Below are 22,708 nucleotides of genomic sequence, written 5' to 3'. Positions count from 1 at the left end.
CGTCATGACAGTGAAGTGTCAGCCCTGCCAGTGATCCGCCCACGTGGCCGTGTCACCGGTCCAGCGCGAGCCACCGAGGTAGGCCGCCGGGTCGGTCCGGCCGCGCACCGGCTGGCCCAGCCACACCTCCATCAGTGCCCGGATCACCGTCTGCCGCCGGCCGAGGTCGTCCAGGGCACGGAACGCGGCCACCGGGTCCTTGGCCCGCAGGATCCCGGCCAGGCCATCGGTACTCGCGGCGGCGGTCAGGATCGCCTCGATCTCGGCCAAGCGCTCCTCGCCCTCGGCGATCCCCTTGCGCAGGGCCGCGATCACGCGCGGGTTCTTGGCCGTCGCGGCGTCAACAGCAATGACAGCAAGGTTTTCAGCGATGGCGTCGGCCTCGATCCGCAGGGCCGTGAGGTCCCCCCGCCCCTCGGTCTCGGGGAGGAGCCGCTTACGGGTGTCCTCGCGCGCCAGCTCCGCCTCGGCCGCCTTGAGGATGAAGGCGTCCAGCCGCTCGGCCGACCACGACCGCGAGCACTGGCGGCACTTGTAGATGCGCGAGCCGTTGCGGTGGTAGTCGGTCCGCACAGGCGCGTCGCACCGCTGGCACCGGTAGAGCCCGATCCCGAGGTGGGCCCGCGCGGTGCCGCGTCGGTTGGTCCGCCGCGCCGGGTCGGTGAGCCGGGCGACGACCGCGCGCCACACCTCCGGGGTCAGGATGGCCGGGTTCGGGGCCTTGAACTCCGCGCCGTCCAGGACCCGCAGGCCGGCCACCCGGGGCGCGAGGAGCGTCCGGCGGATCACGTTGGCCCGCCACGTCGCGCCGGCTGGCGTCCGCTGGCCCGCGTCGTTGAGCCGGCGGGCCAGGGTCTCCAGCGCGCCGCCGGCCATCACGTGCTCGGCCCACTCGCGGATCCGCTCGGCCTCGTCCTCCACCACCCCGGTCCCGTCGGCGGTGATCCCGTAGCCGCGCCGGCCGCCGTGGAACTCGCCCGCCTCGGCCCGCCGCCGGGCCTCGCGCCGCACCCGCTCCTGGGTCCGCTCGGCCTCGGCCGCGTCGGTGCTCGCGAGCATCCGGGCGACCATCCGACCGTCGGCGGTGTTCAGGTCCAGCGCCGGGGACTTCCCGAAGAGGTACCGCGTGCCGTGGCGCTGGGCCAGCTCGATCTGGTCTTCGTGCTCGCGCGGGGTGCGGGTGAGCCGGGAGGAGGACAGCGAGACGATCACCTGGACCCGGCCGGCCCGAGCGTCCGCGAGGAGCCGTTGGTAGTCCGGCCGCTCCCGGCGGGCCTTGGTGCTGGCGGACAGGTCGTTGTCCACGTACGTGTCGTAGATCGCGAGGCCCTCGCGCTCACACAGCGCCCGGCCGTCCTGGAGCTGGGAGTCCACGCCGTGGGCCAGGCCCTCGCGGTCGTCGCTGATCCGGGCATAGATGCCGGCGAACGTCGTCATAGTCGGTAGAGTACCAACCAATGACTGATCGCCGGTTGGGCCGGCTGCGCGTCCATGAGGCGGGATGTTAGCCATCCGGGCGCGCGAGCGGGAGGTTTACCTCTACGCTGCGGCGCGAGCGGGGATTATCGGCCGTAAAAGGGGTGATGCCGGTGAAAGCCGGTGTGGCAGCCGGGCATCCGGCAACCACCGAGGTGGGACTGCGGATCCTGGCCTCGGGTGGCTCGGCCGCCGACGCGGCGGTCGCCGCCGTGCTGGCCTGCTCCGCGTCCGAGAGCGTGCTGACCGGGATCGGCGGCGGCGGGTTCGCGACGTTCTACGACGCCGCCACCCGCACGGTGACCTGCCTCGACTTCTTCTGCTCGATCCCGGGCCTCGACGGTGACGTGGCGCCGCAGCCGATGCTGCCGATCGAGGTCACCTTCGGTGGCGTGCCGATGCCGTACTCGATCGGTGGGCCGAGCGTCGGCATCCCCGGCGTGCCGGCCGGCTGCGGCGAGGTGCACCGGCGGTGGGGCAAGCTGCCCTGGCACGAGGTCGTCGAGCCGGCCGTGCTGCTGGCCCGGGCCGGCGTCGCCCTGCCCGAGGCCCAGGCCCGCACGCTGGTCAGCGTCGCGCCGGCGCTGACGCCGAGCGACGGCGGCGAGATCTACGCGCCGGGCGGCCGGCTGCTGCGCGGCGGCGAGACGTTGCACCACCCGGGGCTCGACAAGGCCCTCGACGGGCTGGCCCAGGACGGTCCGGCGATCTTCTACACCGGGCGCTACGGCGACCTGCTGGTCAAGGCCGTACGGGCGGCCGGCGGCGCGATCGGCCCGGCCGACCTGGCCGCCTACGAGGTGCTCGAGCTGCCGGTGGCGCAGGCGCGGCTGGCCGGGCACAACGTCTACGCCCGCACCGACCTCAACGGCACCATCGCGACGATCAGCGCGCTGCCCGAGCCGATCCAGTCGCTGACCCGCCCCAAGCGGGCGGTGGCGGTGGCCGACGCGCTGCGCGAGTACGGCCGGCCCAAGATCGGCGACACCACCAACGTCTCGGTGGTCGACGAGGAGGGCAACGCCTGCGTGATCACCACGACGCTCGGCATCGGCGCCGGCGTCTGGCTGCCGGGGCTGGGCATCAACCTCAACTCGATGCTGGGCGAAGGTGAGCTGATCACCGAGGACATGGCGCCCGGCCAGCGGATGCAGTCGATGATGTGCCCGCTGGTGGTGGTCGGCGACGACGGCGACCTGGTCCTGGCCGCGGGCTCGGCCGGTGCGTCCCGGATCCGCACCGCGCTGGTCGACACGCTGCTCGGCGTGCTGGTCGACGGCCTCGACACCGAGACCGCCGTGGCCCGGCCGCGGTTCCACGTCGTCGACAACGCGGTGCACGCGGAGCTCGGCTATCCCGAGGACGAGCTGGCCGCCCTGGCCGACGCGGGCTACACGATCGTGCAGTGGGACGAGCTGAACCACTTCTTCGGCGGCGTCAGCGCCGTCGGCGTGGCCGGCGCGGGCGGCGACCCCCGCCGCGGCGGCACGGGCCAACTTCTGTGAAAGGAACGGCCCGTTGTTAACGGTTTCCGCATAACAACGGGCCGTTCCTAACGCTCGTCGGGCCACCAGGCCGCGCGGGAGAGGTCGACGCGGCCGTTGCGCAGCGGGGTCGCCTCGGCGACGTGCCGCGCGAGGGCTTCTCCCTCGTGGCCCGGCACCACGCGGCCGTTGGCGGCCACCACGCGGTGCCAGGGCACGCTGCCGCCGTGCTTGGCCATGATCGAACCAACGAGCCGGGCGGAGGACCGGCCCGAGCGGTCGGCCAGGTAGTCCGCGATCGCCCCGTAGGACATCGCCCGCCCCGCCGGGATGCGTTCGACCACGGCGAGCACCTCTTCCACGTACTCCTCCGGGTCCACGCCGGCCACACTATGGGATCTAAAAGTGATCTTGGGTGACCGACCGCGCAGAATGGACCCGTGCGCGAAGCAGTCACGACGGCACGCCGGATCGTCGTCAAGATCGGCTCGTCGTCGCTGACCACCGCCGACGGCGGCCTCGACGCGGCCCGGGTCGACGCCCTCGCCGACGTGCTGGCCGACGCCGCCCGCGCCGGCCGCGAGGTGGTGCTGGTCTCGTCCGGCGCGATCGCCGCCGGTCTCGCCCCACTCGGCATCCCGCGCCGCCCCCGCGACCTGGCCACCCAGCAGGCCGCCGCCTCCGTGGGGCAGGGCCTGCTGATCGGGCGCTACGCAGCCGCGTTCGCCCGCCACGACCTGACCGTCGGCCAGGTGCTGTTGACCGCCGACGACGTGACCCGGCGGGCGCACTACCGCAACGCCTACCGGACCCTCCGCAAGCTGCTCGACTTCGGCGCCGTGCCGATCGTCAACGAGAACGACACCGTGGCCACCGACGAGATCCGGTTCGGCGACAACGACCGGCTGGCCGCGCTCGTCGCCGCCCTGGTCCAGGCCGACCTGCTGGTGCTGCTCTCCGATGTGGACGCGCTCTACACCGGCGACCCGCGCAGGCCCGGCACCCGCAAGATCGACGAGGTACGCGGCGAGGACGACCTGGCCGGCGTCACGATCGGCGGCGCGGGCCGCGCCGGCGTCGGCACCGGCGGCATGGTCACCAAGGTCGAGGCGGCCCGGATCGCCACCGGCTTCGGCATCCCGGTCGTGCTGACCGCGGCGCCCCACGCGGCCGCGGCGCTGGCCGGCGAGCCGGTCGGCACCCTGTTCCACCGGGTCGCCCAGCGGCCCGCGGCCCGGCTGTTCTGGCTGGCCCACGCGACCGCGCCACGCGGCCGGCTGCACCTCGACCCGGGCGCCGTGCAGGCCGTCGTGGCCCGCCGTAAGTCGTTGCTGCCGGCCGGCATCACCGCCGTCGACGGGGTGTTCACCGCCGGCGACCCGGTCGACCTGGTCGACAGCGCGGGCGAGCCGGTCGCCCGCGGGCTGGTCAACTACGACGCGGTCGAGCTGCCGGCGCTGCTCGGCCGATCCACCGGTGACCTGGCCGCCGAGCTGGGCCCCGGCTACGAGCGTGAAGTCGTCCACCGCGACGACCTGGTGTTGCTGTAGGCGTTCCTTTCAGAGGAGGACGGGATGAGCGTGCGGGAGCAGGCCGAGCGGGCGCGGGTGGCGGCAGTGGCGCTCGCGGCGACGCCGCGGGCGGTGAAGGACCGTGCGCTGCTCGGCATGGCCGACGCGCTGGTCGCCCGCGCGCCGGAGGTGCTCGAGGCCAACGCCGCCGACCTCGCCGCCGGGCGCGCGGCGGGCCTATCCGACGCGATCCTCGACCGGCTGGCGCTGACCGCGCCCCGGGTCAGCGCGATTGCCGGCGCCCTGCGCGAGATGGCCGCGCTGCCCGACCCGGTCGGCGAGGTGGTACGCGGCTCCACGCTGCCCAACGGCCTCGAGCTGCGGCAGATCCGCGTCCCGTTCGGCGTGGTCGGCATGATCTACGAGGGCCGGCCCAACGTCACCGTCGACGCCGCCGGCATCTGCCTCAAGTCGGGCAACGCGGCGCTGCTGCGCGGCTCGTCCTCGGCCGCCAACTCCAACGCGGCCCTGGTCGAGATCCTCCGCGAGGCGCTCGAGGTGGCCGGGCTGCCGGCCGACGCGGTGCAGCTGCTCGACTCGTCGTCCCGCGACTCGGTCAAGGAGCTGATGCGCGCCCGCGGGCTGGTCGACGTGCTGATCCCGCGCGGCGGCGCGTCGCTGATCCGCGCCGTGGTGGAGGAGTCGACCGTGCCGGTGATCGAGACGGGCGTCGGCAACTGCCACGTCTACGTCGACGCCGCCGCCGACCTCGACAAGGCCGTGGCCATCGCGCTCAACTCCAAGACCCAGCGGCTGTCCACCTGCAACACCGCCGAGTCGCTGCTGGTGCACGCCGACGTCGCCGACGCGTTCCTGCCCCGGGTGCTGGCCACGTTCGCGGAGGCCGGCGTGACCGTGCACGGGTCGCCTGAGGTGGCCGCGCACTCCGCCGCCGTGGTCGCGGCGACCGACGAGGACTTCGCCACCGAATACCTCTCGGCCGACATCTCCGCCGCCGTGGTGCCGTCGCTGTCGGCCGCGGTCGACCACATCCGCCGCTACGGCACGCAGCACACCGAGGCGATCGTCACCGAGTCGCTGGCCGCCGCCCGCGAGTTCGTCGCGGCGGTCGACGCGGCCGCGGTGATGGTCAACGCATCGACCCGGTTCACCGACGGCGGCGAGTTCGGCTTCGGCGCCGAGATCGGCATCTCGACGCAGAAGCTGCACGCCCGCGGCCCGATGGGCCTACCGGAGCTGACCTCGACGAAGTACGTCGTGACCGGCGACGGCCAGCTCAGGGGTTGAACTCCACGACGACCTTGATGTCGCCGGCCTGGGCCGCGTACGCCTCGGTGTAGTTCTCGACCGGCACCCGGCGGGTGATCAGCCGGCCGAGCCAGTCGCGGTCGGCGGCGGCCAGCGCCTCGGCGCCCGCCTGCCAGTGCCGGGCGTTGGCGTTGACCGAGCCGAAGACCACGTTGTTCTCCAGCACCAGGGCCCGGTTGAGCGCGCCCGCGTCGACCGGGATCTGGTGCCCGCCGGTGGACACGCCGGTCAGGCAGACGATGCCGCAGGGTCCGACCGCGTCCATCACGCCGAACACCACCGGCGGCGCCCCGGTGCACTCCAGCACCAGGTCGGGTTCGAAGCCGAGCTCGTGCACGGGCTTGCTGTGGTACGTCGCGCCGAGGTCATGGGTCAGCTGCGGCTTGGGGCCGTCGGTGGCCAGGTCGAGCACGTGCACGTCGAGGCCCCGCTGCTGGCCGAGCAGTGCCGCCAGCAGGCCGATCGGGCCGGCCCCGGTGATCAGCACGTTCGCCGGCTTCCACGGGTCGCGCTCGATGAAGCGGTCGATCAGCTCCCAGGCCTTGGCGACCACGCTCGTCGGTTCGAGCAGCACGCCGAGCAGCCCGAGCGACTGGTCGAGCCTGACCGCGTGCTCGGGCTCGATCCGCCACCGGTCGCGGGCGAAGCCGTCGAGGCCCTTGATGCCGTGCTCGGTGTACTGACCGTTGCGGCACATGTCCCACTGCCCGGCCGCGCAGTTCGGGCAGGGCACCGGGTCGGGGTGCCGGACGATGCCGGCGACCAGGTCACCCTTGGCGAGCCGGCCGGACGGGTCCTCGACCACCCGGCCGAGCGACTCGTGGCCGATCACCAGCCGCTCCGCGCCGGGCGGGGCCTCGCCGTAGTCGGCCGCGATGATCTCTCGGTCGGTGCCGCACACGCCGACGGCGACGGCCTCCACCAGCAGCCCGCCCTCCCGCGGATCGGGCTCGGGGAAGTCCTGGTCGAGCCGGAGGGTGTCCTTCGTGCCCGGTGTCACGGTCAGCGCCCGCATAGGAACCATCTTGCTGTCTGCCCCGGTATTGCGCGCGGAAACGGCGCCCGCCTAGTCTTTGACAAAGTCAAAGATTTAGTTGAGGTGGGCATGGAACCGATCGCGCGCGTCCGGGCCTTCAACCGCTTCTACACCCGCGTGATCGGCGTGCTCGGAGAGAGCCTGCTGGACACGCCCTACTCGCTGGCCGAGGCCCGGGTGCTGTTCGAGCTCGCGCAGGCCGACCGGGTCGAGGTCGTCGACCTGCGGCGCTCGCTGGGTCTCGACGCCGGCTACCTCAGCCGGGTGCTGGGCCGGTTCGAGAGCGACGGGCTCGCCGAGCGGGCCCGATCGGCCAGCGACGGCCGGCGGCAGGTCGTGTCGCTCACCGCGGCCGGCCGGGCCGCCGCCCGCGATCTCGACGCCCGCTCCCGCTCCGACGTCGGCGCGCTGCTCGAACCGCTGCCCGACGGCCAGCGCCGCCGGCTGCTCGGCGCGATGGACGCGATCGAGCAGGTGCTCGACCCGGCGGCGCCGCCCGGGCTCGTGGTGCTCCGCCCGCCGGTCGCCGGCGACCTGGGCTGGATCGTGCGCCGGCACGGCGAGCTCTACGCGGCGGCGCACGGCTGGGACGCCCGCTTCGAGGCCTACGTCGCCCGGATCGTCGGCGAGTTCGGCACCAGCCCCGACCCGGCCCGCGAGGCGCTCTGGATCGCCGAGTCCGACGGCGTGCCGGTCGGCTCGATCATGTGCGCGCGCGACGACGACGAGACCGCCCGCCTGCGGGTCCTGCTGGTCGAGCCGGCCGCCCGCGGGCTCGGGCTCGGCGGGCGCCTCGTCGACGAGTGTCTGCGCTTCGCCCGTCGGGCCGGCTACCGCCGGATCGTGCTGAGCACCTACGAGGCGATGGCCGAGGCACGCCGGATCTACCAGCGGGCGGGCTTCCACCTCGACCGCGCCGAGCCCGTCCGCGAGTTCGGCGCCGACCTGATCGACGAGTCCTGGTCGATGGACCTCGTCAGTTGAGGCAGATCTCGCCGTCTTCCCTGGCCAGCACCGTGCCGCCGGGGAACGGCTCGACCACGTCGGCGGCGATCGTGGCGGGGATGGGCGGGTCGGCCCGCAGGGCGTACCACGGTCCGACGCAGGTCGGCGACTCGCGCAACGTGGCCGTCCAGCGGGGATCGTCCGGCGTCAACGTGCGCCGCCCGGAGGCGAAGAGCTGCTGCGACCCGTCCTGTTGCGTCTCATAGGTCGCCCAGGACACGACGATCCCGGCCCCGGGGCAGACCGGGCCGGCGGAGAACACCAGCGTGCCGCCGGTGGCCGCGGCGGTCACCTTGGAAACGCACGGCGCGGCCGGTGCCACCGCGTCGTCGGTCGGGCGGTCCGGCGGCGGTGGCGCGGTCCGCGTCGCGCCACCTTCGGACGGCGCGTCCGACGGCACGACCGTGACGGTGGCGGCCGGCGGGCTCGGCGTCACCGCCGTCGGCGGCGCGAACGGCGGCAGCAGCGGTCCCTGGGTCGTGGCCGCGGGTCGCGCCGGCTCGGCCTGGTCGACCGTGGGCCGGTCGGCCAGCGGCAACCGGACCAGCGCGAGCACACCGACGACGGCGAGCGCGGCGGCCGTGGAGCCGGCCAACCGGCGCTGCCTGCGACGCCGGACCGTCGCGAGCACGGAGTCGGCGCCGGGCGGGCGGACGTGTGGGTCGACCGAGTCGGTGAGCTCGTCGAACGCGATCCGGACGCGGTCGCAGGGCTGATGGTCAAGCACTGCGCACCCCCGATCCGGTCGTGACGTCGTCGTCGGCCAGCCGCAACGCCAGCGTCGCCCGGCCGCGGTGCAGCCAGGACTTGACGGTGCCCTCGGCGGCGCCGGTCAGCTCGGCGATCTCGGTGATCGACACGTCGGCCAGGTAGTAGAGCACCACCGCCTGGCGCTGGCGTTCCGGCAGCGTGGCCAGCGCCGCCCGCAGCGCCACCGCGTCCGGGCCGGGCCCCGGAGCGTGCTCCTCGCGCACCGCGCGGGTCAGGTGGAGCAGCCGGCGGGCCCGCCGCCAGCGGCTGGTGGCGAGGTTCCACGCCACCCGCCGCACCCAGGCGCCAGGGTCGTCCAGTGTGGACCAGCGGGGCCAGGCCCGGCAGAAGGCTTCCTGCACCACGTCCTGCGCCTCGGCCAGATCGCCCGTGTGGGCGAACAGCTGATGCGTCAGCGGACGGAACCACGCGGCGTAGAACTCCGCGAAGTCGAGCTTGTCGGCCACTGCTCTCCCGGGGTGGACGGCACTAACACAGTAGCCGGTCGATACCGCCCGCCTCATTGTCGTAATTCGGCCGACACCGAGGCGTTGTTGGGGTGAAACTGAGAGCCATGACGCGATCGCGACAAATCAACGGCTCGCAATCCCGTCGGCTGGTCCAGGACCCGTGCGACGACGAGGGCTGCCCCAGCTGCTACGGCGACCCCGCGCAGGCGGAGCGGGTGCGGCGCACCGGCCGCCTGCCCGCCCGCACCCACCGCCTCGACGAACGCCCCGAGACCGACTGACGCCCCGAAACCGACTAGCGGGTCGCCTCGAACAGCTCGGGGAAGACCTTGGCCACCTTGGCGGTCAGGTAGTCGCCGTAGGTGCCGGTGAACGCGACCGGATCCGCGCCGTCCCAGCGCGGCTCGCCGGTCGCGGTCGTGCGCGCCCGGCCGGGCAGCGGCGGCACCTCCGCGCTGAAGTCCGGATCGAAGAAGAACGGGTACGAGAGCCGCTCGTTGCCGCTCACGTTGCGCACCCGGTGCACGGTCGACCGGTACCACCCGCCGGTGAGCCGCTCGAGCATGTCGCCGATGTTGCACACGAACGTCCCGGGCAGCGGCGGCGCATCCACCCACCCGCCCGGCGTACGCACGGACAGGCCGCCGTTCTGGTCCTGCGCCAGGAGCGTGAGCAGCCCGTAGTCGGTGTGTTCGCCGACGCCCCACTCATCGGTGTCCGGCGGCTGCGGCGGGTAGTGGAAGATCCGGAACAGCACGGTGGGCACCCGCGTGTAGCCCGCGGCGAAGTAGTCGGCCGGCAGGTCGAGGCTGCGGGCCACGCCGCGCATGACGTCCTGGGCGAGCCCGGTCAGCGCGGTCACGTAGTCGAGCACCGCGGCCCGCAGCTCCGGGACCGCGGCCGGGAACAGGTTGCGCCCGTGCAGCGGCAGCCCCGCCCGCGGGTCCCCGTCGGCCAGCTCCTCGCCGAAGTAGATGCCCTCCTTGCGGTCCGGCCGGCCGGCGGTCAGCTCGCCGCCGAGCGGGAAATATCCGCGCCACGCCGGGCCGGCGTGCGGCATCGCGATCGCCATCTTCTCGGCCTCGCTCAGCGCGAAGAACGTGCGGGCCGCCGCGTCCATCCGGGCCAGCAGCGCGGCCGGCACGCCGTGGCCGGTCACGTAGAAGAACCCGGTGTCCCGGCACGCCGACTCGATCTCCCGGGCCACGCGCTCCGGGTCAGTGCCCGACCGCAGTGGACCTACATCGATCACGGGGAGCCTCGTGGATGCCATGCCGAAAGCCTAGGATCTCCGCATGACCCCGGAGGAGATCGGAGCCCGGCTGACCGAGCTGGTCACCGGCGAGGCCTCCGTCTCGGGCGGCAACGACCACGCCCGGGCGACCGTCGACGTGCCGGCCGCCGGCTGGGCCGAGGCGGCTCGGGTCGCCCGCGACGACGCCGCGCTGGCCTGCGACTTCTTCGACTGGCTGTCCGCCGTCGACGAGCTCGACGAGGGCTTCGCGATCGTCGCCCACCTCTGGTCGACCACCCACAAGCACGGCGTGCTGCTGCGCACCCGGGTCCCGCGGACCGAGCCGGTGGTCGACACGGTCGTGCCGATCTTCCCGGGCGCCGCCTGGCACGAGCGCGAGACGCACGAGATGTTCGGCGTCGACTTCGCCGGCCACGCCGACCTGCGGCCGCTGCTGCTGCCGCCCGAGTTCGAGGGCCATCCGCTGCGCAAGGAGTTCGTGCTCGCGGCCCGGGTCGCCAAGGCCTGGCCGGGCGCCAAGGAGCCGGGGGAGAGCGAGGCCGGCACCAGCAAGCGGGCTCCGATGCGGCCGCCGGGCGTACCCGCTCCGGGTGAATGGGGGCCGGCCTGATGCCACTCTGGCTCGAGGTCCTCGTGCGCGTGGTCGGCGTCGTCGCCGCGTTCCTGGTCCTCCCGCTGGTCGTCGGCCAGACCGAGCACAAGGTGATGGCGCACATGCAGGGCCGGCTCGGCCCGATGTACGCGGGCGCCTACCACGGCTGGGCCCAGCTGATCGCCGACGGCATCAAGTTCGTGCAGAAGGAAGACGTCACGCCGGCCGCCGCCGACCGTGCCGTGTTCCGGCTGGCCCCGCTCGTCGCGCTGGTGCCCTACCTGCTGGTGCTGCTCGTCGTGCCGCTCGGGCCGGGCGACCTGGTCGGGCAGAACCTCGACGTCGGCCTGTTCTTCGTGCTGGCCGTGCTCGGCGTCGGCGTGGTCGCGGTGCTCATGTCGGCCTGGGCCTCGGCCAACAAATACAGCCTGCTCGGCGGCCTGCGCGGCGCGGCCCAGCTGCTCGGCTACGAGCTGCCGATGGTGCTCGCCGCGGCCAGCGTCGCGATGGCGGCCGGCACGCTGAGCCTGACCGGCATCGTCGAGGCCTGGCGGCCGTGGTGGCTGCTCTGGCAGCTGCCGGCGCTGGTGGTGTTCTTCGTGGCCGGGCTCGCCGAGATCCGCCGGCCACCGTTCGACATGCCGATCGCCGACTCGGAGCTGGTGTTCGGCTACATGACCGAATACACCGGCCTGCGGTTCGCGTTCTTCCTGCTCGCGGAATACGTCGGCATCGTGGTGATCGCGGCGCTGACCACGGTGCTGTTCCTCGGCGGCTGGAAGGGCCCGTTCGACGACCAGCTCGGCTGGCTGTGGACCCTGGTCAAGATCTTCGCGGTCGCGTTCGTGGTGATCTGGTTCCGGGTCGCCTACCCGAGGCTGCGCGAGGACCAGCTCCAGCGGCTGTGCTGGCTCGTCCTGGTGCCCGTGTCGCTGGGCCAGCTGGTGCTCACCGCCGCCGTCCGGGTGGCGCTGTGAGCGATCACGAGTCCGCCGTCCGGCGGCTGATCGCCGACGTCTGGAACGGCGCCAACGAGGCCACGGCGTACGAGCTGATCGCGCCGGACTGCCCGGGCCTCGGCGCCAGCGGCCCGGTCGGCGTGCTCGCCTGGCACCAGGAGCGCCGGGCGTCCTTTCCGGACCTCCGCTACAAGATCGTGGACCTCGTCGTCAGCGCCGACCGGGCGGCCGTGCACTGGCGGGCCGCCGGCACGCAGCTCGGCCAGTTCGGCCCGGTCCCCCCGACCGGCACGGTCGTCAGCTACTCCGGCGCGACCTTCCTGCGCTTCGACGCCGACGGCCTGATCGCCGACGTCTGGAGCGTCAACGAACTGTTCCAGCTGCTCCAGCAGCTAGGCGTCGAAATGTTGCCTCCTGCCTGATTTTTAGGCAACCCTGCGGCGACCGGACGCTCGCATTGCGTGGTTGAATGGCCCGCATCGACACGCGTCTGGGTGCGTCGGTGCCCAACCACAGCCTCCGGCGGCCGCACTCCGGGCCGCCCGACCGGCCGTGGCTGAGGCCCGAACCGATCCCACTGGCGCCGTTGCCCGAGCCGCCGCCGGCCGCTCCGACCTTCAACCCCGCCGGCGTCGCCCTGGCCCGGGTCTACGCGCTGTTTCCCGCGGCCATCCGCCTCAGCTGCGGCATCGCCGTCGCGGTGGTCGCGCTCGCCGTGCGGGAGCCGCCGGTCCAGGCGGTGCCGCTCGCGATCGCCGTCGTGGCGCTGACCATCTGGTCCTACGTGTTCTACCGGCAGACCGTCGACAACGGCATCCAGGCCCGGACGGTGCTGATCGACGTGGCGCTGACCATCGTCGCCTGCCTCGCGATGCGGGTCCTGGTCTCGCCGGATGTGATGCCCGGCGGCGTGAGCTGGGTTGCGGTGCTGGCCAGCACCTCGATCATCACCGCGCAGTTCGCGCTGCGGGTCGTCCACGGGATGCTGCTCGGCTTCGTCATCGCGATCGCGTACTGCACCGGCGCCCTGCTCGCGGGCGACACCGGCGAGGCCATCAGCCACTCGGTCGTGCTGGTCGTGCAGACGTTCATGGCCGCCGGCCTGGTCTACCTGACGCGGCGCAGCGCCCGCGCGGCCGACAGCGTCTTCACCGCCTACCAGGCCACCCACCGGGAGGCGGTGATCTCGCGGGCCGCCCGCGAGGCCGAGCGCAAGCAGAACCGCGACCTGCACGACACGGTCCTGTCCACCCTGACCATGGTCGGCCTCGGCGGTGTCGCCACCCAGTCGGCGATGCTGCGGGCCCGGGCGGCCAGCGATCTGCGTACCCTCTTCGATCCGGCCCGCCGCACGCCGCTCGACCCGGGCGCCAAGATCTCCCTCGACGAGCGGCTCCGGGTGATCGTCGAGCGCTTCGAGGGCTACCCGCTGACCGCGGCGCTCGAGCCGTGCCTGGTGCCCTCGGCCGTGGCCGACGCGATCGCCGAGAGCGCCGACGCCGCACTGTCCAACGTGGTCCGGCACGCCGAGGGCGCCGTCGCCTGGCTGCGCCTGCACCGCACCCGGGAGTCCGTCGTCGTCGAGGTGATCGACGTGGGCCCCGGCTTCGACATGGCGGCCATCCCGCCCTACCGCTACGGCATCCGCGAGTCGATCATGGCGCGGATGGCGTCCGTCGGGGCCACCGCCCGGATCGACACCGCACCCGGCAACGGCACCCGCATCCAGCTGGAGTGGGTCGATGTCCACTGAACGGCTGCTGACCGCGCGGGCCGCCGTGGTCACCACCGCCGACCGGGGTGGCCGCCTCGCGGCCGTGGGCATCGCGTTCGGCTGGCACTTCGCGGTCAACGTGCCAGGCATCGCCGGCGCCTGGACCGACTACACGGTGCCGTGGGCGTCCGCCGCCGGCTGGGTGCTGTTCATCGTTGTCGGGGTGCTCGCCACGGCCCGCCTCTTCTACGGGTTCGCGGTGCCGGTCTACCCGCTGCTCGCCGTGCTGCTGATCGTCGACGTGCTGGTCATCGCCGTCAGCCCCGGCGACCTGATCTTCCACAGCGGCAACTGGGCGTGGGGCACGATCGGCTGGTTCGCCGTGCTGCTGCTCTACGACAAGGGCGTCGGCCAGCTCGTCGGCGTGCTCGTCGCCAACGCCGGTGTCAGCCTGATCGGCGTCGTCAACGCCAGCGCCGACGGCGAGGGCGCGATCGACCTCAGCCGGTTCGTGATGTACATCTACGGCACCGGTGTCCTGCCGATCGCGCTGGTCGCCGCGATGGGCGCCCTGCGCGAGACCGCACGCGGGGCGGCCGCGCAGGAGGCGCAGCGGGCGGCCCTCGAGTCCGAGCGCCTCGGCGCGGTGCAGGCCCAACGGGAACGCCAGGAGCGGCTCGGGATCGTCTCCGAGGCCGCCGGGGCGCTGCTGCACGACCTCGCCACCGGCCGCGCCGACCCGGCCGAGCCCGACGTCCAGCGGGCCTGCGCGCTGGCCGCCGCCCGGCTCCGGCGCCTGATCGCCGAGTCCGACGACGTGCCCGACCCGCTGCTGCACGAGCTGCGCGCCTGCGTCGACGTGGCCGAGCGGCAGGGCGTGCCGGTCGACCTGATCGCCGTGGGCGAGCTGCCCGAGCTCGACGTCGCGATCCGCCGCCGGCTGGCCGAGCCGCTGGCCGCGACGCTGGCGACGGCGCGGGACTGGGCCCGGGTGACGGTGGTGGCGCAGCCCGACGAGGTGGTGGTCAGCCTCACCACCCCGGCGACGGCCGGACCGGCCAAGGAGTCCTTCTCCTGGGACATGAACGGCACAGTGGATTACTGGTACGAGCGGGACGAGGAACTTCTATGGGCGCAGACACGATGGCGGGCGGCATGACGTACGGGCTGGGAGGCGCACGGGTCGCGGTCGCGATCGTCGACGACCACCCCGTCGTACTCGAAGGCGTCCGCTCCTGGTTGTCCGCGGACCCGCGGCTGGAGGTGGTCGCGACCGGTGACAACGTCGACGCCGTGCTGACCGCCGGCCCGGCCGACGTGATCCTGCTCGACCTGCGCCTGCACGGGCGGATGGTGGTCGACAAGGTCAGCGAGCTGAGCGCCGCCGGCCAGCGGGTGGTGGTCTACTCCGAGCACCACGAGCCGTCGACGATCCTGGCCGTGCTCGACGCGGGCGCGGTCGCCTTCCTGGCCAAGCACGAGGGGCGCGACCACTGCGTCGAGACGGTGCTGGCCGCGGCGGCCGACCGGCCCTACGTGCCGCCGTCGCTGGCCGGCGCGATGGTCGGTGACCGGCGCAGCACCCGGCCGGCACTGTCCGACAAGGAGCGTGAGGCGCTGCTGCTCTGGTTCCAGTCGATGTCGAAGGCGTCGGTGGCCAAGCGCATGCAGATCAGCGAGCACACCGTCAAGCAGTACGTGGACCGGGCGCGGATCAAGTACGCCCGCGCCGGCCGGCCGGCGGCGACCAAGTCGGCGCTGCTCGCGCGGGCAATCGAGGACGGGCTGATCCGGCCCGAGGAGATCGGGACGTACCGGTCATACGCGTCACCCGATCGGCCATCGCAATAACCCGCCGATCGACCGACCCCCGGTTGACTGTCATGACACAGCGTGGCGGCGAAGCCAACATGGTGACAGGTTCCTCACCCTGGAGGCCCCGTCCCGATGACCGCCACACCCTTCTTCATCCAGCCGTACCGGTTCGACGACCCGACTGACGACAGCGGTCCCGTCCTCGACCGGCACCGCGCCGTCGTCCTCGAGCCCGGCGAGCAGCCGCTCTGGCGTGGCCAGGTCAACGTCGCCGGTTACCTGATCGCGTCCGGCGGGCACGCCGAGCGCCGGTGGACGCTGCCGCGGCACGCGGACGTGACCATCACCGACCGCCGGCTGGCCTACGTCTGCGACGACTGGGACCTCGCCCGGGTCGGCGGCCCGCGGCACCGCTCGGTGTCGTTCGGTCCGCGGCCCCGCCGGCGCCCCGCCCTCGGCGGCGGGACCCGGGTGGCCACCGGCCAGATCCTCTGGCAGTGGCCATGGCGGTTGCACCTGCTGCCGGCCCCGGGCCCGCAGGGCGTGCTGATCGTCTGCGACTCGATGCGCTCCAACCGGCGCCCGGCGCTGATGCTCTCCGGCGGCGTCGCCGGCGACGGGCGTGAGCTCGCGCTCAGCATCCGCCGGTCGATCGCCGGGTTCCGCCTGACCAACCCCGACATCGTCGAGCTCTCGCCGCGCGACCGCGACGCGCTGCAGCTGCGGGCCGGCTCGGCCCTGCTGCTCGACGAGCTGACCGACCCGCAGCGCGGCGTCGCCCTCCCGGGCGGCCTGCCGGTCGAATTCGTCAACCGTGACGACTACTACCATCCGGCCCCGGTCCAAGAGCAATGGGGCCTGACTGGCGGCGGCCCCGCCTGAGGTCGCTGGCACCAACCCTCCCCGGCAAACAGGACGCCCCATCCGGGCGTCCTGTTTGCGTGGCGCGCCCGCCGATAGATCGATCCGGTCTCGCGCTCGCGTCGCGTTAGCGGCAGGATGTCAGGCATGGGCGTACCCGGCGAAGGGCTGGCGAAGGGGCTGGCCGTCACGTTGAAGACGATGACCCGCCGTTCGCACACCCACCAGTACCCGGACGTGGCGCCTGACCTTCCGCCACGCTCGCGGGGCGTGATCGCCCTCCTCACCGAGAACTGCACGGTGTGCATGTTGTGCGCGCGCGAGTGCCCCGACTGGTGCATCTACATCGACTCGCACAAGGAAGAGGTCGTCGTGCCGGGCGCCGCCCGGGCCCGGCAGCGCAACGTGCTCGACCGGTTCGACATCGACTTCTCACTGTGCATGTACTGCGGGATCTGCATCGAGGCGTGCCCGTTCGACGCGCTCTACTGGTCGCCCGAGTTCGAGTACGCCGAATACGACATCCGCGACCTGCTGCACGACAAGGACCGGCTCGGGGAGTGGATGGACACCGTCCCGCCGCCGCCCGCGCACGACCCCAACGGCGAACCGGCCAAGGAGGAGGCGACCGCGGCCAAGCGCGCCGGCGGTGAGCCACCCTCCAGGGCGCCCAGGTGACCGGCGCCGACGTGCTGCTGCTGGCCCTCGGGGCGGTGGCAGTGGGTTCCGGCGTCCTCGTGGTGACCACCGACCAGCTCGTCCGGGCCGGCCTCTACCTCGTGGTCTGCCTCGGCGCGCTGGCCGGCCTGTTCCTCGTGCTCACCGCCGAGCTGGTGGCCTGGGTCCAGGTGCTGATCTACGTCGGCGCGGTCGTGGTGCTGCTGCTGTTCGCGGTGATGCTGACCCGCGCGCCGATCGGCCGCTCGCCCGACCTCGACCGGCCGGGCCTGCCGGCCGCGCTGATCGGCGGTGGCGCCGGGCTCGGCCTCGCCGCGTTGTTCGCCGACGCGTTCCGCTGGTCGTCGGTCGACCTGCCGGCCCCCGGCACCGCGGAGGCCATCGGCACCGAGCTGTTCCGCTCCTGGGTGCTGCCGTTCGAGGTGCTCTCGGTGCTCCTGCTCGCAGCGCTGGTCGGCGCCATCATCGTGTCCCGGCCCGACATCGGGAGCCGGCGATGAGACCCGTCATCCCCTACGTCGTGGCCGCGCTGCTGTTCGGCGCCGGCGTCTACGGCGTGCTCCGCCGGCGCAACGCGGTGCTGGTGCTGATGGCCGTCGAGCTGATGCTCAACGCGGTCAACCTGATCCTGGTCACCGCCGACACCACGGTCCGGGCCACGCTGCCGCACGGCGGGCAGGTGTTCGCCCTGTTCGTGATCGTGCTCGCCGCGGCCGAGGTGGGCGTGGGCCTGGCCATCGTGCTCCAGCTCTACCGGCTGCGGGCCAGCGTCGCGGTCGACACCGTGCGGCTCGACGCCGCGCCGGCCAGCGAGCTCGACGAACCCCGGGTGGGCCGATGAGCCTCGACGTGCTCGGGCCGCTGCTGCCCGTCGTACCCCTGGTGGCGGCTCTTTCCGGTTTCCTCCTGCCGCTGCGGTCCCGGACCGCGGCGGCTTCCGTCGGCATCGCCGGCGCGGCCGGGGCCCTCGTGGTCGCGATCCTGCTGGCCGTGCGGGTCGGGGAGCCGTTCGAGACGGTCGTCGACTGGGTCCGCATCGGCGACCTGTCGGTCACGGCGGGTGTGCGGATCGACCAGGCGGCGGCACTGGTGGCGGTGGCGGTCGGCGTGGTCGCGCTGGCCGTTCAGGTCTACTCGACGACCTACCTGCACGACGACGACCGCTACCCGCCGTACGCTGCCCAGGTCAGCCTCTTCACCGCCGCGATGCTGCTGGTCGTGGTGGCCGGCGACCTGATCCTGCTGCTGGTCGGCTGGGAGGTCATGGGCATCTGCTCCTACCTGCTCATCGGCCACGACCGGCGGCTGCCCGAGGCGCCCCGGGCGGCGGTGAAGGCGTTCCTGGTCACCCGGGTCGGCGACATCGGCTTCCTGCTGGGCATCGTGCTGCTCGGGGTCAACGCCGGCAGCTTCTGGATCACGCAGGTGCTGGTCGCGCTGCCCGGCCTGCCTGCCGCCACCGTCACCGCGGCCGCGCTCCTGCTGCTGGCCGGGGTCGCCGGCAAGAGCGCGCAGTTCCCGCTGCACACCTGGTTGCCCGACGCGATGGCCGGCCCGACCCCGATCTCCGCGCTGATCCACGCGGCCACGATGGTGGCCGCCGGCATCTACGTGGTGACCCGGCTCTACCCGGTGTTCGTGCTCGGCGACCCGGCGCTGGTGGTGCTCGGCGTCATGGCCGTGATCACCGTGCTGATCGGGGCGTTCGCCGCGACCGCGCAGGACGACATCAAACGGGTGCTGGCCTGGTCGACGGTCTCGCAGATCGGCTACATGGCGGCCGCGCTGGCCGTCGGCGCGCCCGCGGTGGCGCTGTTCCACCTGCTCACCCACGCCGCGTTCAAGGCGCTGCTGTTCCTCGGGGCCGGTTCGGTGATCCACGCCGTGGGCAGCAACTCGATGTCGGCGATGGGCGGCCTGCGGCGCCGGATGCCGGGGACGTTCTGGGCGATGACGATCGGGCTCGGCGCGCTGATCGGGCTGCCGCCGCTGGCCGGGTTCTGGAGCAAGGACGCGGTGCTGCACGCGGCGTCGTCGGCCGACGCGGGCTGGCTGCCGGGCGTGGTCTACGGCGTCGGCGTCGCCGGGGTCCTCGTCACCGCCTGGTACGCGGGCCGCCTCTGGCTGCGGACGTTCTTCGGCGCGCCCCGTTCGGCCGGCGCGGAGTCGGCCCACGAGCCGCCGTGGCCGATGGCGGTGCCGGTGCTCGTGCTGGCGGTGCCCAGCGCGCTGCTCGGGTTGCTGGCGTTCGCCGACGGGTTCGGTGAGCGGCTCACCCCGCTGGTGGTCGACCTGCCGGAGACGTCGCTGGCCCACCTCGGCGCCGAGACCGCACTGCCGCTGGCGATGCTGGTGGTCGGGGTCGGGCTGGTGTGGGCGCTGTGGCGGCGCGACACCGCGGCCGACCCGGCCCGCTATCTCGGCCCGTTGCGGTCGACGTTCGACCACGCGTTCTGGCTCGACAACGTGCAGTCCTGGCTGGTCGTGCGGCCCGTCGTGGCGCTCGCCCGGGGTGTGTCCGCCACGGATCAGCGGGTGGTCGACGGGGCGGTGGAAGGCACGGGCCAGAGCACCGCGGACGCCGGCGACCGGTTGGCGGCCTGGCACCGGGCCGGGCTGCCGCGCGCGGCGACGGCGCTGCTGGCCGGCGTGCTCGTGCTCGGGCTCGCGGCGGCGCTCTACGGGAGTGCGACATGAGCGACGCTCTGCTGGTCGCGGTGCTCGCCCTGCCGGCCGCCGGCGCGGTGGGGGCGGCGCTGCTGCCCGACCGGGCCGGCCGGTGGTGCGGCGCGGGGTTCGCCGCGCTGGCGCTGGTGGCGAGCGTGCTGCTCGGCGCGCTGTCGCACCCGAGCGCCTGGTTCAGCTACATGCCGACTGTCAACGCGCCGCCGATCGTGCCATGGGCCTCCGTCGACGCGTCCTGGGTGCCGGCGCTCGACCTGCGGCTGCATTTCGGCGTCGACGGCGTCTCGTACCCCCTGGTCGTGTTGACCACGCTGTTGACCCTGCTCTGCTGCCTCTACACGCTCTGGCATGTGCCGTCCGGCGGCCGGGGCAACACGCTGGTCGCCCTCCTGCTGGTCGTCGAGGTCGGCATGCTCGGCACGTTCCTCGCCCTCGACCTGGTGCTGTTCTTCGTGTTCTTCGAGGTCGTGCTGCTGCCGATGTACGCGGTGATCGCCGGCTGGGGCGGCGACCAGCGGCGGCACGCGGCCCGCAAGTTCGCCCTCTACACCCTGTTCGGCTCGGTGCTGCTGCTCGTCGGCGTGTTCACCGTGGTCGCCGCGGCCGGCACCGCCGACCTGGTCACGCTGACCTCGGGCGCGGTCACGCTGAGCCGCACCACCCAGCTCGCCGCCTTTACGCTGCTGGCGATCGCGTTCGCGGTGAAGAGTCCACTGTGGCCGCTGCACACCTGGCTGCCCGACGCGCACACCCAGGCCCCGACCGTGGGGAGCGTGCTGCTGGCGGGCGTGCTGCTGAAGATGGGCACCTACGGGCTGATCCGGGTGGCGGTCGGCGTCGCGCCCGAGGGCGCCCGGTGGGCGTCGCCGCTGCTGGGGGCCCTGGCCGTCGCCGCGATCCTGGTCGGCTGTCTCGTGTGCCTCGCGCAGACCGAGCTCAAGCGGCTGATCGCCTATTCCAGCGTGGGCCACATGGGCTTCGTGCTGCTCGGCGTCGCGACGTTGACCGCGACCGGCATCCAGGCCGCGCTGATCGGCAACGTGGCGCACGGCATCATCACCGGCCTGCTGTTCTTCCTCGCTGGGGCGGTCAAGGACCGGTTCCACACGGGTGACCTGGCGGTGCTCGGCGGGCTGCGGGAGCGGTCGCCGTGGCTGTCCGGGCTGCTGGCCTTCGCCGCGATCGCGTCGCTCGGGCTGCCCGGGCTGGCCGGGTTCTGGGGCGAGGCGTTCGCGGTGGTCGCGGCGTTCGAACGGGGCGGCGCCGGCTGGGTGACGCTGGGCGTGCTGGCGGCGATCGGTGGCGCGCTGACCGCGGCGTACTTCCTGCGCCTGCTCCGCAAGGTCACCCACGGCGCGGCCTCACCCGCGGTTTCGTCCGCGGCGCCGGTCCGGCTCAGCGGCATGGAACTCGTGGCCTGGTCGCCGCTGGTCGTGCTCGCGCTCGTCGTCGGCCTGGTGCCGGCGCTCGTGCTCGGCCTGTCCGAGGCGCCGGTGCAGGCCCTGATCGAGGCGGTGACGCGGTGACCCAGGCGGTCGACAACGTCGCGCTGCTGCCGGGCTACCTGGCCGCGGGTACGGCGGTGCTGGTCCTGCTGGCCGACCTGTTCGTGGCGCGGCGGGTGGTGACGCTCGCGGTGGCCGCCGGTGGCGCGCTGGCGACCGCGGTGGTCGCGATCGTCGTCGGGGCCGGCGGCGACAGGTCGACGTTCTGCCTGCCGGACGGTTGCTCCTACCTGCTGACCAACCGGTCGGCCCTGGTCGCCGCCGTCTTCGGCTTCCTGACCCTGGGCGTCCTCGGCTTGTCGGCGCCGCTGCTGCGGGCGGGCGTGGCGCCCACGGGCGAATATTGCTTCCTGCTGGCGTGCTCGATGACCGGCGGCGTGGTTCTGGCCGCGGCCGGCGACCTGATCACGCTGATCGTCGCCCTCGAAACCCTGACCCTCCCGTTGTACGTCCTGGTCGGCCTGCGCCGGCAGACCATGGAGAGCGCGGCGGCCGCGGTTACGTTCTTCGTGGTCAGCGTGGTCGCGACGGCGGTCTCCCTGCTCGGCGCCGCCATCCTCTACGCGGTGACCGGCCGCCTCCACCTGGCCGCCCTGCTTCCCGCCCTGACGGGCGACGTCTCGCTGGCCGGCGGTGCTCCCGTGCGCGCCCTGGACCTGCCGCTGACCTCGGTGGGCATCGCGCTGCTGGTGCTGGGGCTGGCCTTCAAGGTGGCGGCGGTGCCGTTCCACGCGTGGGCGCCGGCCACCTACGACGGCGCGCCGCTGCCGGTGGCCGCCTACCTGTCGACGGCGTCGAAGCTGGGCGGCGTGGTCGCCATCCTGGCGGTGGTGACGGTGGCGCTGCCGCCGGCGGTGACCGGCCCGCTATTGGCGGCGCTGGCCGTGCTGACGATGACGGTCGGCAACCTGGTGGCGCTGCGACAGATCCGGATGACCCGGCTGCTGGCCTGGTCGTCGGTGGCCCAGGCGGGCTACATCCTGGCGCCGCTGGGCGCGCTCGCGCTGGCCTCGGGCCGCACTCCGGCGGCGTCCTCGACGGCGGTCACCGCGGCGGTGGCCTACACGGTCTTCTTCGTGGTCCTCGAATTGGCGGCGTTCGCGGCCGTGGTCGCCCTCCGCGAGCCCACCGCCGACGGCGGCCGCCTGGACTCCTACCGCGGCGCCGCCCGCCGGCACCGCTGGATCGGTGCGGCGCTGGCGCTGGCCCTGATCGGCCTGGCCGGGCTGCCCCCGGGCCTGGCCGGACTCTTCGCGAAAGTCGCCGTGGTCCGCTCGCTGCTCACCGGCTCCTCGGGTTGGCTCGCGGTCGTGGTCGCCCTGAACGCGGTGATCGGCTTGGCCTACTACGTCCGGGTGGCCGCTCTCCTCTATGCGCCCGACCCCCTGAACCGCCCCTCGCGCCCGGTGGCCTGGCCGGTGGCCGGCGTGCTCCTGATCGCCACCGCCTTCGCGGTGGCGATCGGCTTCGCCCCCCAACTGGTCCTGGACTGGTCCGCCCGCTGACACTGAACGCATCCCTGCCGGCCCTCGACTCGAGCCGGATCCGCGCGGTCGGGTCCGCCGGGCGGGCCGCGAGGCGAT

Annotated in this window: 23 protein-coding genes and 1 pseudogene; 18 read left to right on the top strand and 6 right to left on the bottom strand. The window is 73.5% G+C overall.

Annotation, left to right across the window (positions count from 1 at the left end):
- Positions 1–18 precede the first annotated feature (18 nt).
- On the bottom strand, positions 19–1,437 hold the full coding sequence (locus tag O7635_RS05295) for a recombinase family protein (RefSeq protein WP_278079280.1): 1,419 nt from the start codon (positions 1,435–1,437) through the stop codon (positions 19–21).
- 146 nt (positions 1,438–1,583) lie between these two features.
- Here O7635_RS05295 and O7635_RS05290 point away from each other — a divergent pair, with 146 nt between their 5' ends.
- Positions 1,584–2,981: a gamma-glutamyltransferase gene (locus O7635_RS05290; protein WP_278079279.1), complete on the top strand. Its 1,398-nt coding sequence runs from the start codon at positions 1,584–1,586 to the stop codon at positions 2,979–2,981.
- Between the two features lie 47 nt (positions 2,982–3,028).
- On the opposite strand, the gene O7635_RS05285 is transcribed toward O7635_RS05290, so the two are convergent.
- Entirely contained in the window at positions 3,029–3,340 is a 312-nt protein-coding gene (locus O7635_RS05285; RefSeq protein WP_278079278.1) for an MGMT family protein, read from the bottom strand.
- 60 nt (positions 3,341–3,400) lie between these two features.
- Between O7635_RS05285 and proB the strand changes: the two genes are divergently transcribed.
- Positions 3,401–4,510, top strand: coding sequence for a glutamate 5-kinase (gene proB / locus O7635_RS05280; RefSeq protein WP_278079277.1), 1,110 nt, complete (start codon positions 3,401–3,403; stop codon positions 4,508–4,510).
- A gap of 24 nt (positions 4,511–4,534) precedes the next feature.
- Positions 4,535–5,779, top strand: coding sequence for a glutamate-5-semialdehyde dehydrogenase (locus tag O7635_RS05275; RefSeq protein ID WP_278079276.1), 1,245 nt, complete (start codon positions 4,535–4,537; stop codon positions 5,777–5,779).
- Here the strand turns inward: O7635_RS05275 and O7635_RS05270 are convergent.
- Positions 5,769–6,815, bottom strand: coding sequence for a glucose 1-dehydrogenase (locus tag O7635_RS05270; RefSeq protein ID WP_278079275.1), 1,047 nt, complete (start codon positions 6,813–6,815; stop codon positions 5,769–5,771). The genes O7635_RS05275 and O7635_RS05270 overlap by 11 nt on opposite strands.
- Before the next feature lie 90 nt (positions 6,816–6,905).
- Between O7635_RS05270 and O7635_RS05265 the strand changes: the two genes are divergently transcribed.
- Positions 6,906–7,820 (top strand): helix-turn-helix domain-containing GNAT family N-acetyltransferase, encoded by a 915-nt coding sequence (locus O7635_RS05265; RefSeq protein ID WP_278079274.1) that lies wholly within the window; start codon positions 6,906–6,908, stop codon positions 7,818–7,820.
- On the opposite strand, the gene O7635_RS05260 is transcribed toward O7635_RS05265, so the two are convergent.
- Both O7635_RS05260 and O7635_RS05255 read right to left on the bottom strand, forming a co-directional pair.
- Positions 7,813–8,568 (bottom strand): hypothetical protein, encoded by a 756-nt coding sequence (locus O7635_RS05260; protein WP_278079273.1) that lies wholly within the window; start codon positions 8,566–8,568, stop codon positions 7,813–7,815. The two genes, O7635_RS05265 and O7635_RS05260, sit on opposite strands and share 8 nt — an antisense overlap.
- Entirely contained in the window at positions 8,561–9,058 is a 498-nt protein-coding gene (locus tag O7635_RS05255) for a SigE family RNA polymerase sigma factor (protein ID WP_278079272.1), read from the bottom strand. Before O7635_RS05255 ends, O7635_RS05260 begins: the two co-directional genes overlap by 8 nt.
- 107 nt (positions 9,059–9,165) lie before the next feature.
- Between O7635_RS05255 and O7635_RS05250 the strand changes: the two genes are divergently transcribed.
- The gene (locus O7635_RS05250; RefSeq protein ID WP_278079271.1) at positions 9,166–9,342 is read left to right on the top strand and encodes a hypothetical protein; all 177 of its coding nucleotides are present in this window, start codon (positions 9,166–9,168) and stop codon (positions 9,340–9,342) included.
- Positions 9,343–9,356: 14 nt separating this feature from the next.
- Here the strand turns inward: O7635_RS05250 and O7635_RS05245 are convergent, their stop codons facing one another.
- Positions 9,357–10,334 (bottom strand): 2-oxoglutarate and iron-dependent oxygenase domain-containing protein, encoded by a 978-nt coding sequence (locus tag O7635_RS05245; protein ID WP_278079270.1) that lies wholly within the window; start codon positions 10,332–10,334, stop codon positions 9,357–9,359.
- A 22-nt stretch (positions 10,335–10,356) separates the two neighbouring features.
- Here O7635_RS05245 and O7635_RS05240 point away from each other — a divergent pair, with 22 nt between their 5' ends.
- The 13 genes and pseudogenes from O7635_RS05240 (at position 10,357) to O7635_RS05180 (ending at position 22,630) form a co-directional block, all read left to right on the top strand.
- On the top strand, positions 10,357–10,926 hold the full coding sequence (locus O7635_RS05240) for an NADH-quinone oxidoreductase subunit C (protein WP_278079269.1): 570 nt from the start codon (positions 10,357–10,359) through the stop codon (positions 10,924–10,926).
- Positions 10,926–11,885 (top strand): complex I subunit 1 family protein, encoded by a 960-nt coding sequence (locus tag O7635_RS05235; RefSeq protein WP_278079268.1) that lies wholly within the window; start codon positions 10,926–10,928, stop codon positions 11,883–11,885. The genes O7635_RS05240 and O7635_RS05235 overlap by 1 nt, the downstream gene beginning before the upstream one ends.
- Complete coding sequence (locus tag O7635_RS05230) at positions 11,882–12,289, top strand: ester cyclase (protein ID WP_278079267.1); 408 nt, start codon at positions 11,882–11,884, stop codon at positions 12,287–12,289. The genes O7635_RS05235 and O7635_RS05230 overlap by 4 nt, the downstream gene beginning before the upstream one ends.
- Positions 12,290–12,336: 47 nt before the next feature.
- Positions 12,337–13,620, top strand: coding sequence for an ATP-binding protein (locus O7635_RS05225; protein ID WP_278079266.1), 1,284 nt, complete (start codon positions 12,337–12,339; stop codon positions 13,618–13,620).
- On the top strand, positions 13,610–14,740 hold the full coding sequence (locus O7635_RS05220; protein WP_278079265.1) for a hypothetical protein: 1,131 nt from the start codon (positions 13,610–13,612) through the stop codon (positions 14,738–14,740). The genes O7635_RS05225 and O7635_RS05220 overlap by 11 nt, the downstream gene beginning before the upstream one ends.
- Positions 14,710–15,432 (top strand): response regulator transcription factor, encoded by a 723-nt coding sequence (locus O7635_RS05215; RefSeq protein WP_278079264.1) that lies wholly within the window; start codon positions 14,710–14,712, stop codon positions 15,430–15,432. The genes O7635_RS05220 and O7635_RS05215 overlap by 31 nt, the downstream gene beginning before the upstream one ends.
- Before the next feature lie 96 nt (positions 15,433–15,528).
- Positions 15,529–16,278: a hypothetical protein gene (locus O7635_RS05210; RefSeq protein ID WP_278079263.1), complete on the top strand. Its 750-nt coding sequence runs from the start codon at positions 15,529–15,531 to the stop codon at positions 16,276–16,278.
- Between the two features lie 117 nt (positions 16,279–16,395).
- Positions 16,396–16,902: pseudogene (locus tag O7635_RS05205) on the top strand (NADH-quinone oxidoreductase subunit I); the annotation flags it as partial.
- A 29-nt stretch (positions 16,903–16,931) separates the two neighbouring features.
- A complete protein-coding gene (locus tag O7635_RS05200; protein ID WP_278079261.1) occupies positions 16,932–17,435 on the top strand; it encodes an NADH-quinone oxidoreductase subunit J in 504 nt (167 codons plus the stop codon).
- Complete coding sequence (gene nuoK / locus O7635_RS05195) at positions 17,432–17,776, top strand: NADH-quinone oxidoreductase subunit NuoK (protein ID WP_278079260.1); 345 nt, start codon at positions 17,432–17,434, stop codon at positions 17,774–17,776. The genes O7635_RS05200 and nuoK overlap by 4 nt, the downstream gene beginning before the upstream one ends.
- Positions 17,773–19,632 carry an NADH-quinone oxidoreductase subunit L gene (locus O7635_RS05190; protein WP_278079259.1) on the top strand — a complete coding sequence of 620 codons (1,860 nt, stop codon included), beginning with the start codon at positions 17,773–17,775 and terminating at the stop codon, positions 19,630–19,632. The genes nuoK and O7635_RS05190 overlap by 4 nt, the downstream gene beginning before the upstream one ends.
- Positions 19,629–21,146: an NADH-quinone oxidoreductase subunit M gene (locus O7635_RS05185; RefSeq protein ID WP_278079258.1), complete on the top strand. Its 1,518-nt coding sequence runs from the start codon at positions 19,629–19,631 to the stop codon at positions 21,144–21,146. The genes O7635_RS05190 and O7635_RS05185 overlap by 4 nt, the downstream gene beginning before the upstream one ends.
- On the top strand, positions 21,143–22,630 hold the full coding sequence (locus tag O7635_RS05180; protein WP_278079257.1) for a proton-conducting transporter membrane subunit: 1,488 nt from the start codon (positions 21,143–21,145) through the stop codon (positions 22,628–22,630). The genes O7635_RS05185 and O7635_RS05180 overlap by 4 nt, the downstream gene beginning before the upstream one ends.
- Positions 22,631–22,708 lie beyond the last annotated feature (78 nt).

The organism is Asanoa sp. WMMD1127 (assembly GCF_029626225.1).
Classification (GTDB): domain Bacteria; phylum Actinomycetota; class Actinomycetes; order Mycobacteriales; family Micromonosporaceae; genus Asanoa.
The sequence above is the reverse complement of the archived record's forward strand: the minus strand, read 5'-3'. Positions and strand labels throughout refer to the sequence as shown.

Excerpts from the sequence above, each read along its gene's own strand:
- O7635_RS05275 (WP_278079276.1), top strand. The coding sequence starts at position 4,535 with ATGAGCGTGCGGGAGCAGGCCGAGCGGGCGCGGGTGGCGGCAGTGGCG.
- O7635_RS05220 (WP_278079265.1), top strand. The coding sequence starts at position 13,610 with ATGTCCACTGAACGGCTGCTGACCGCGCGGGCCGCCGTGGTCACCACC.
- O7635_RS05290 (WP_278079279.1), top strand. The coding sequence starts at position 1,584 with ATGCCGGTGAAAGCCGGTGTGGCAGCCGGGCATCCGGCAACCACCGAG.
- O7635_RS05270 (WP_278079275.1), bottom strand. The coding sequence starts at position 6,815 with ATGCGGGCGCTGACCGTGACACCGGGCACGAAGGACACCCTCCGGCTC.
- O7635_RS05235 (WP_278079268.1), top strand. The coding sequence starts at position 10,926 with ATGCCACTCTGGCTCGAGGTCCTCGTGCGCGTGGTCGGCGTCGTCGCC.
- O7635_RS05250 (WP_278079271.1), top strand. The coding sequence starts at position 9,166 with ATGACGCGATCGCGACAAATCAACGGCTCGCAATCCCGTCGGCTGGTC.
- O7635_RS05210 (WP_278079263.1), top strand. The coding sequence starts at position 15,529 with ATGACCGCCACACCCTTCTTCATCCAGCCGTACCGGTTCGACGACCCG.
- O7635_RS05265 (WP_278079274.1), top strand. The coding sequence starts at position 6,906 with ATGGAACCGATCGCGCGCGTCCGGGCCTTCAACCGCTTCTACACCCGC.
- O7635_RS05295 (WP_278079280.1), bottom strand. The coding sequence starts at position 1,437 with ATGACGACGTTCGCCGGCATCTATGCCCGGATCAGCGACGACCGCGAG.
- nuoK (WP_278079260.1), top strand. The coding sequence starts at position 17,432 with ATGAGACCCGTCATCCCCTACGTCGTGGCCGCGCTGCTGTTCGGCGCC.
- O7635_RS05185 (WP_278079258.1), top strand. The coding sequence starts at position 19,629 with ATGAGCGACGCTCTGCTGGTCGCGGTGCTCGCCCTGCCGGCCGCCGGC.
- O7635_RS05215 (WP_278079264.1), top strand. The coding sequence starts at position 14,710 with ATGGGCGCAGACACGATGGCGGGCGGCATGACGTACGGGCTGGGAGGC.
- O7635_RS05245 (WP_278079270.1), bottom strand. The coding sequence starts at position 10,334 with ATGGCATCCACGAGGCTCCCCGTGATCGATGTAGGTCCACTGCGGTCG.
- O7635_RS05190 (WP_278079259.1), top strand. The coding sequence starts at position 17,773 with ATGAGCCTCGACGTGCTCGGGCCGCTGCTGCCCGTCGTACCCCTGGTG.
- O7635_RS05240 (WP_278079269.1), top strand. The coding sequence starts at position 10,357 with ATGACCCCGGAGGAGATCGGAGCCCGGCTGACCGAGCTGGTCACCGGC.
- O7635_RS05225 (WP_278079266.1), top strand. The coding sequence starts at position 12,337 with ATGGCCCGCATCGACACGCGTCTGGGTGCGTCGGTGCCCAACCACAGC.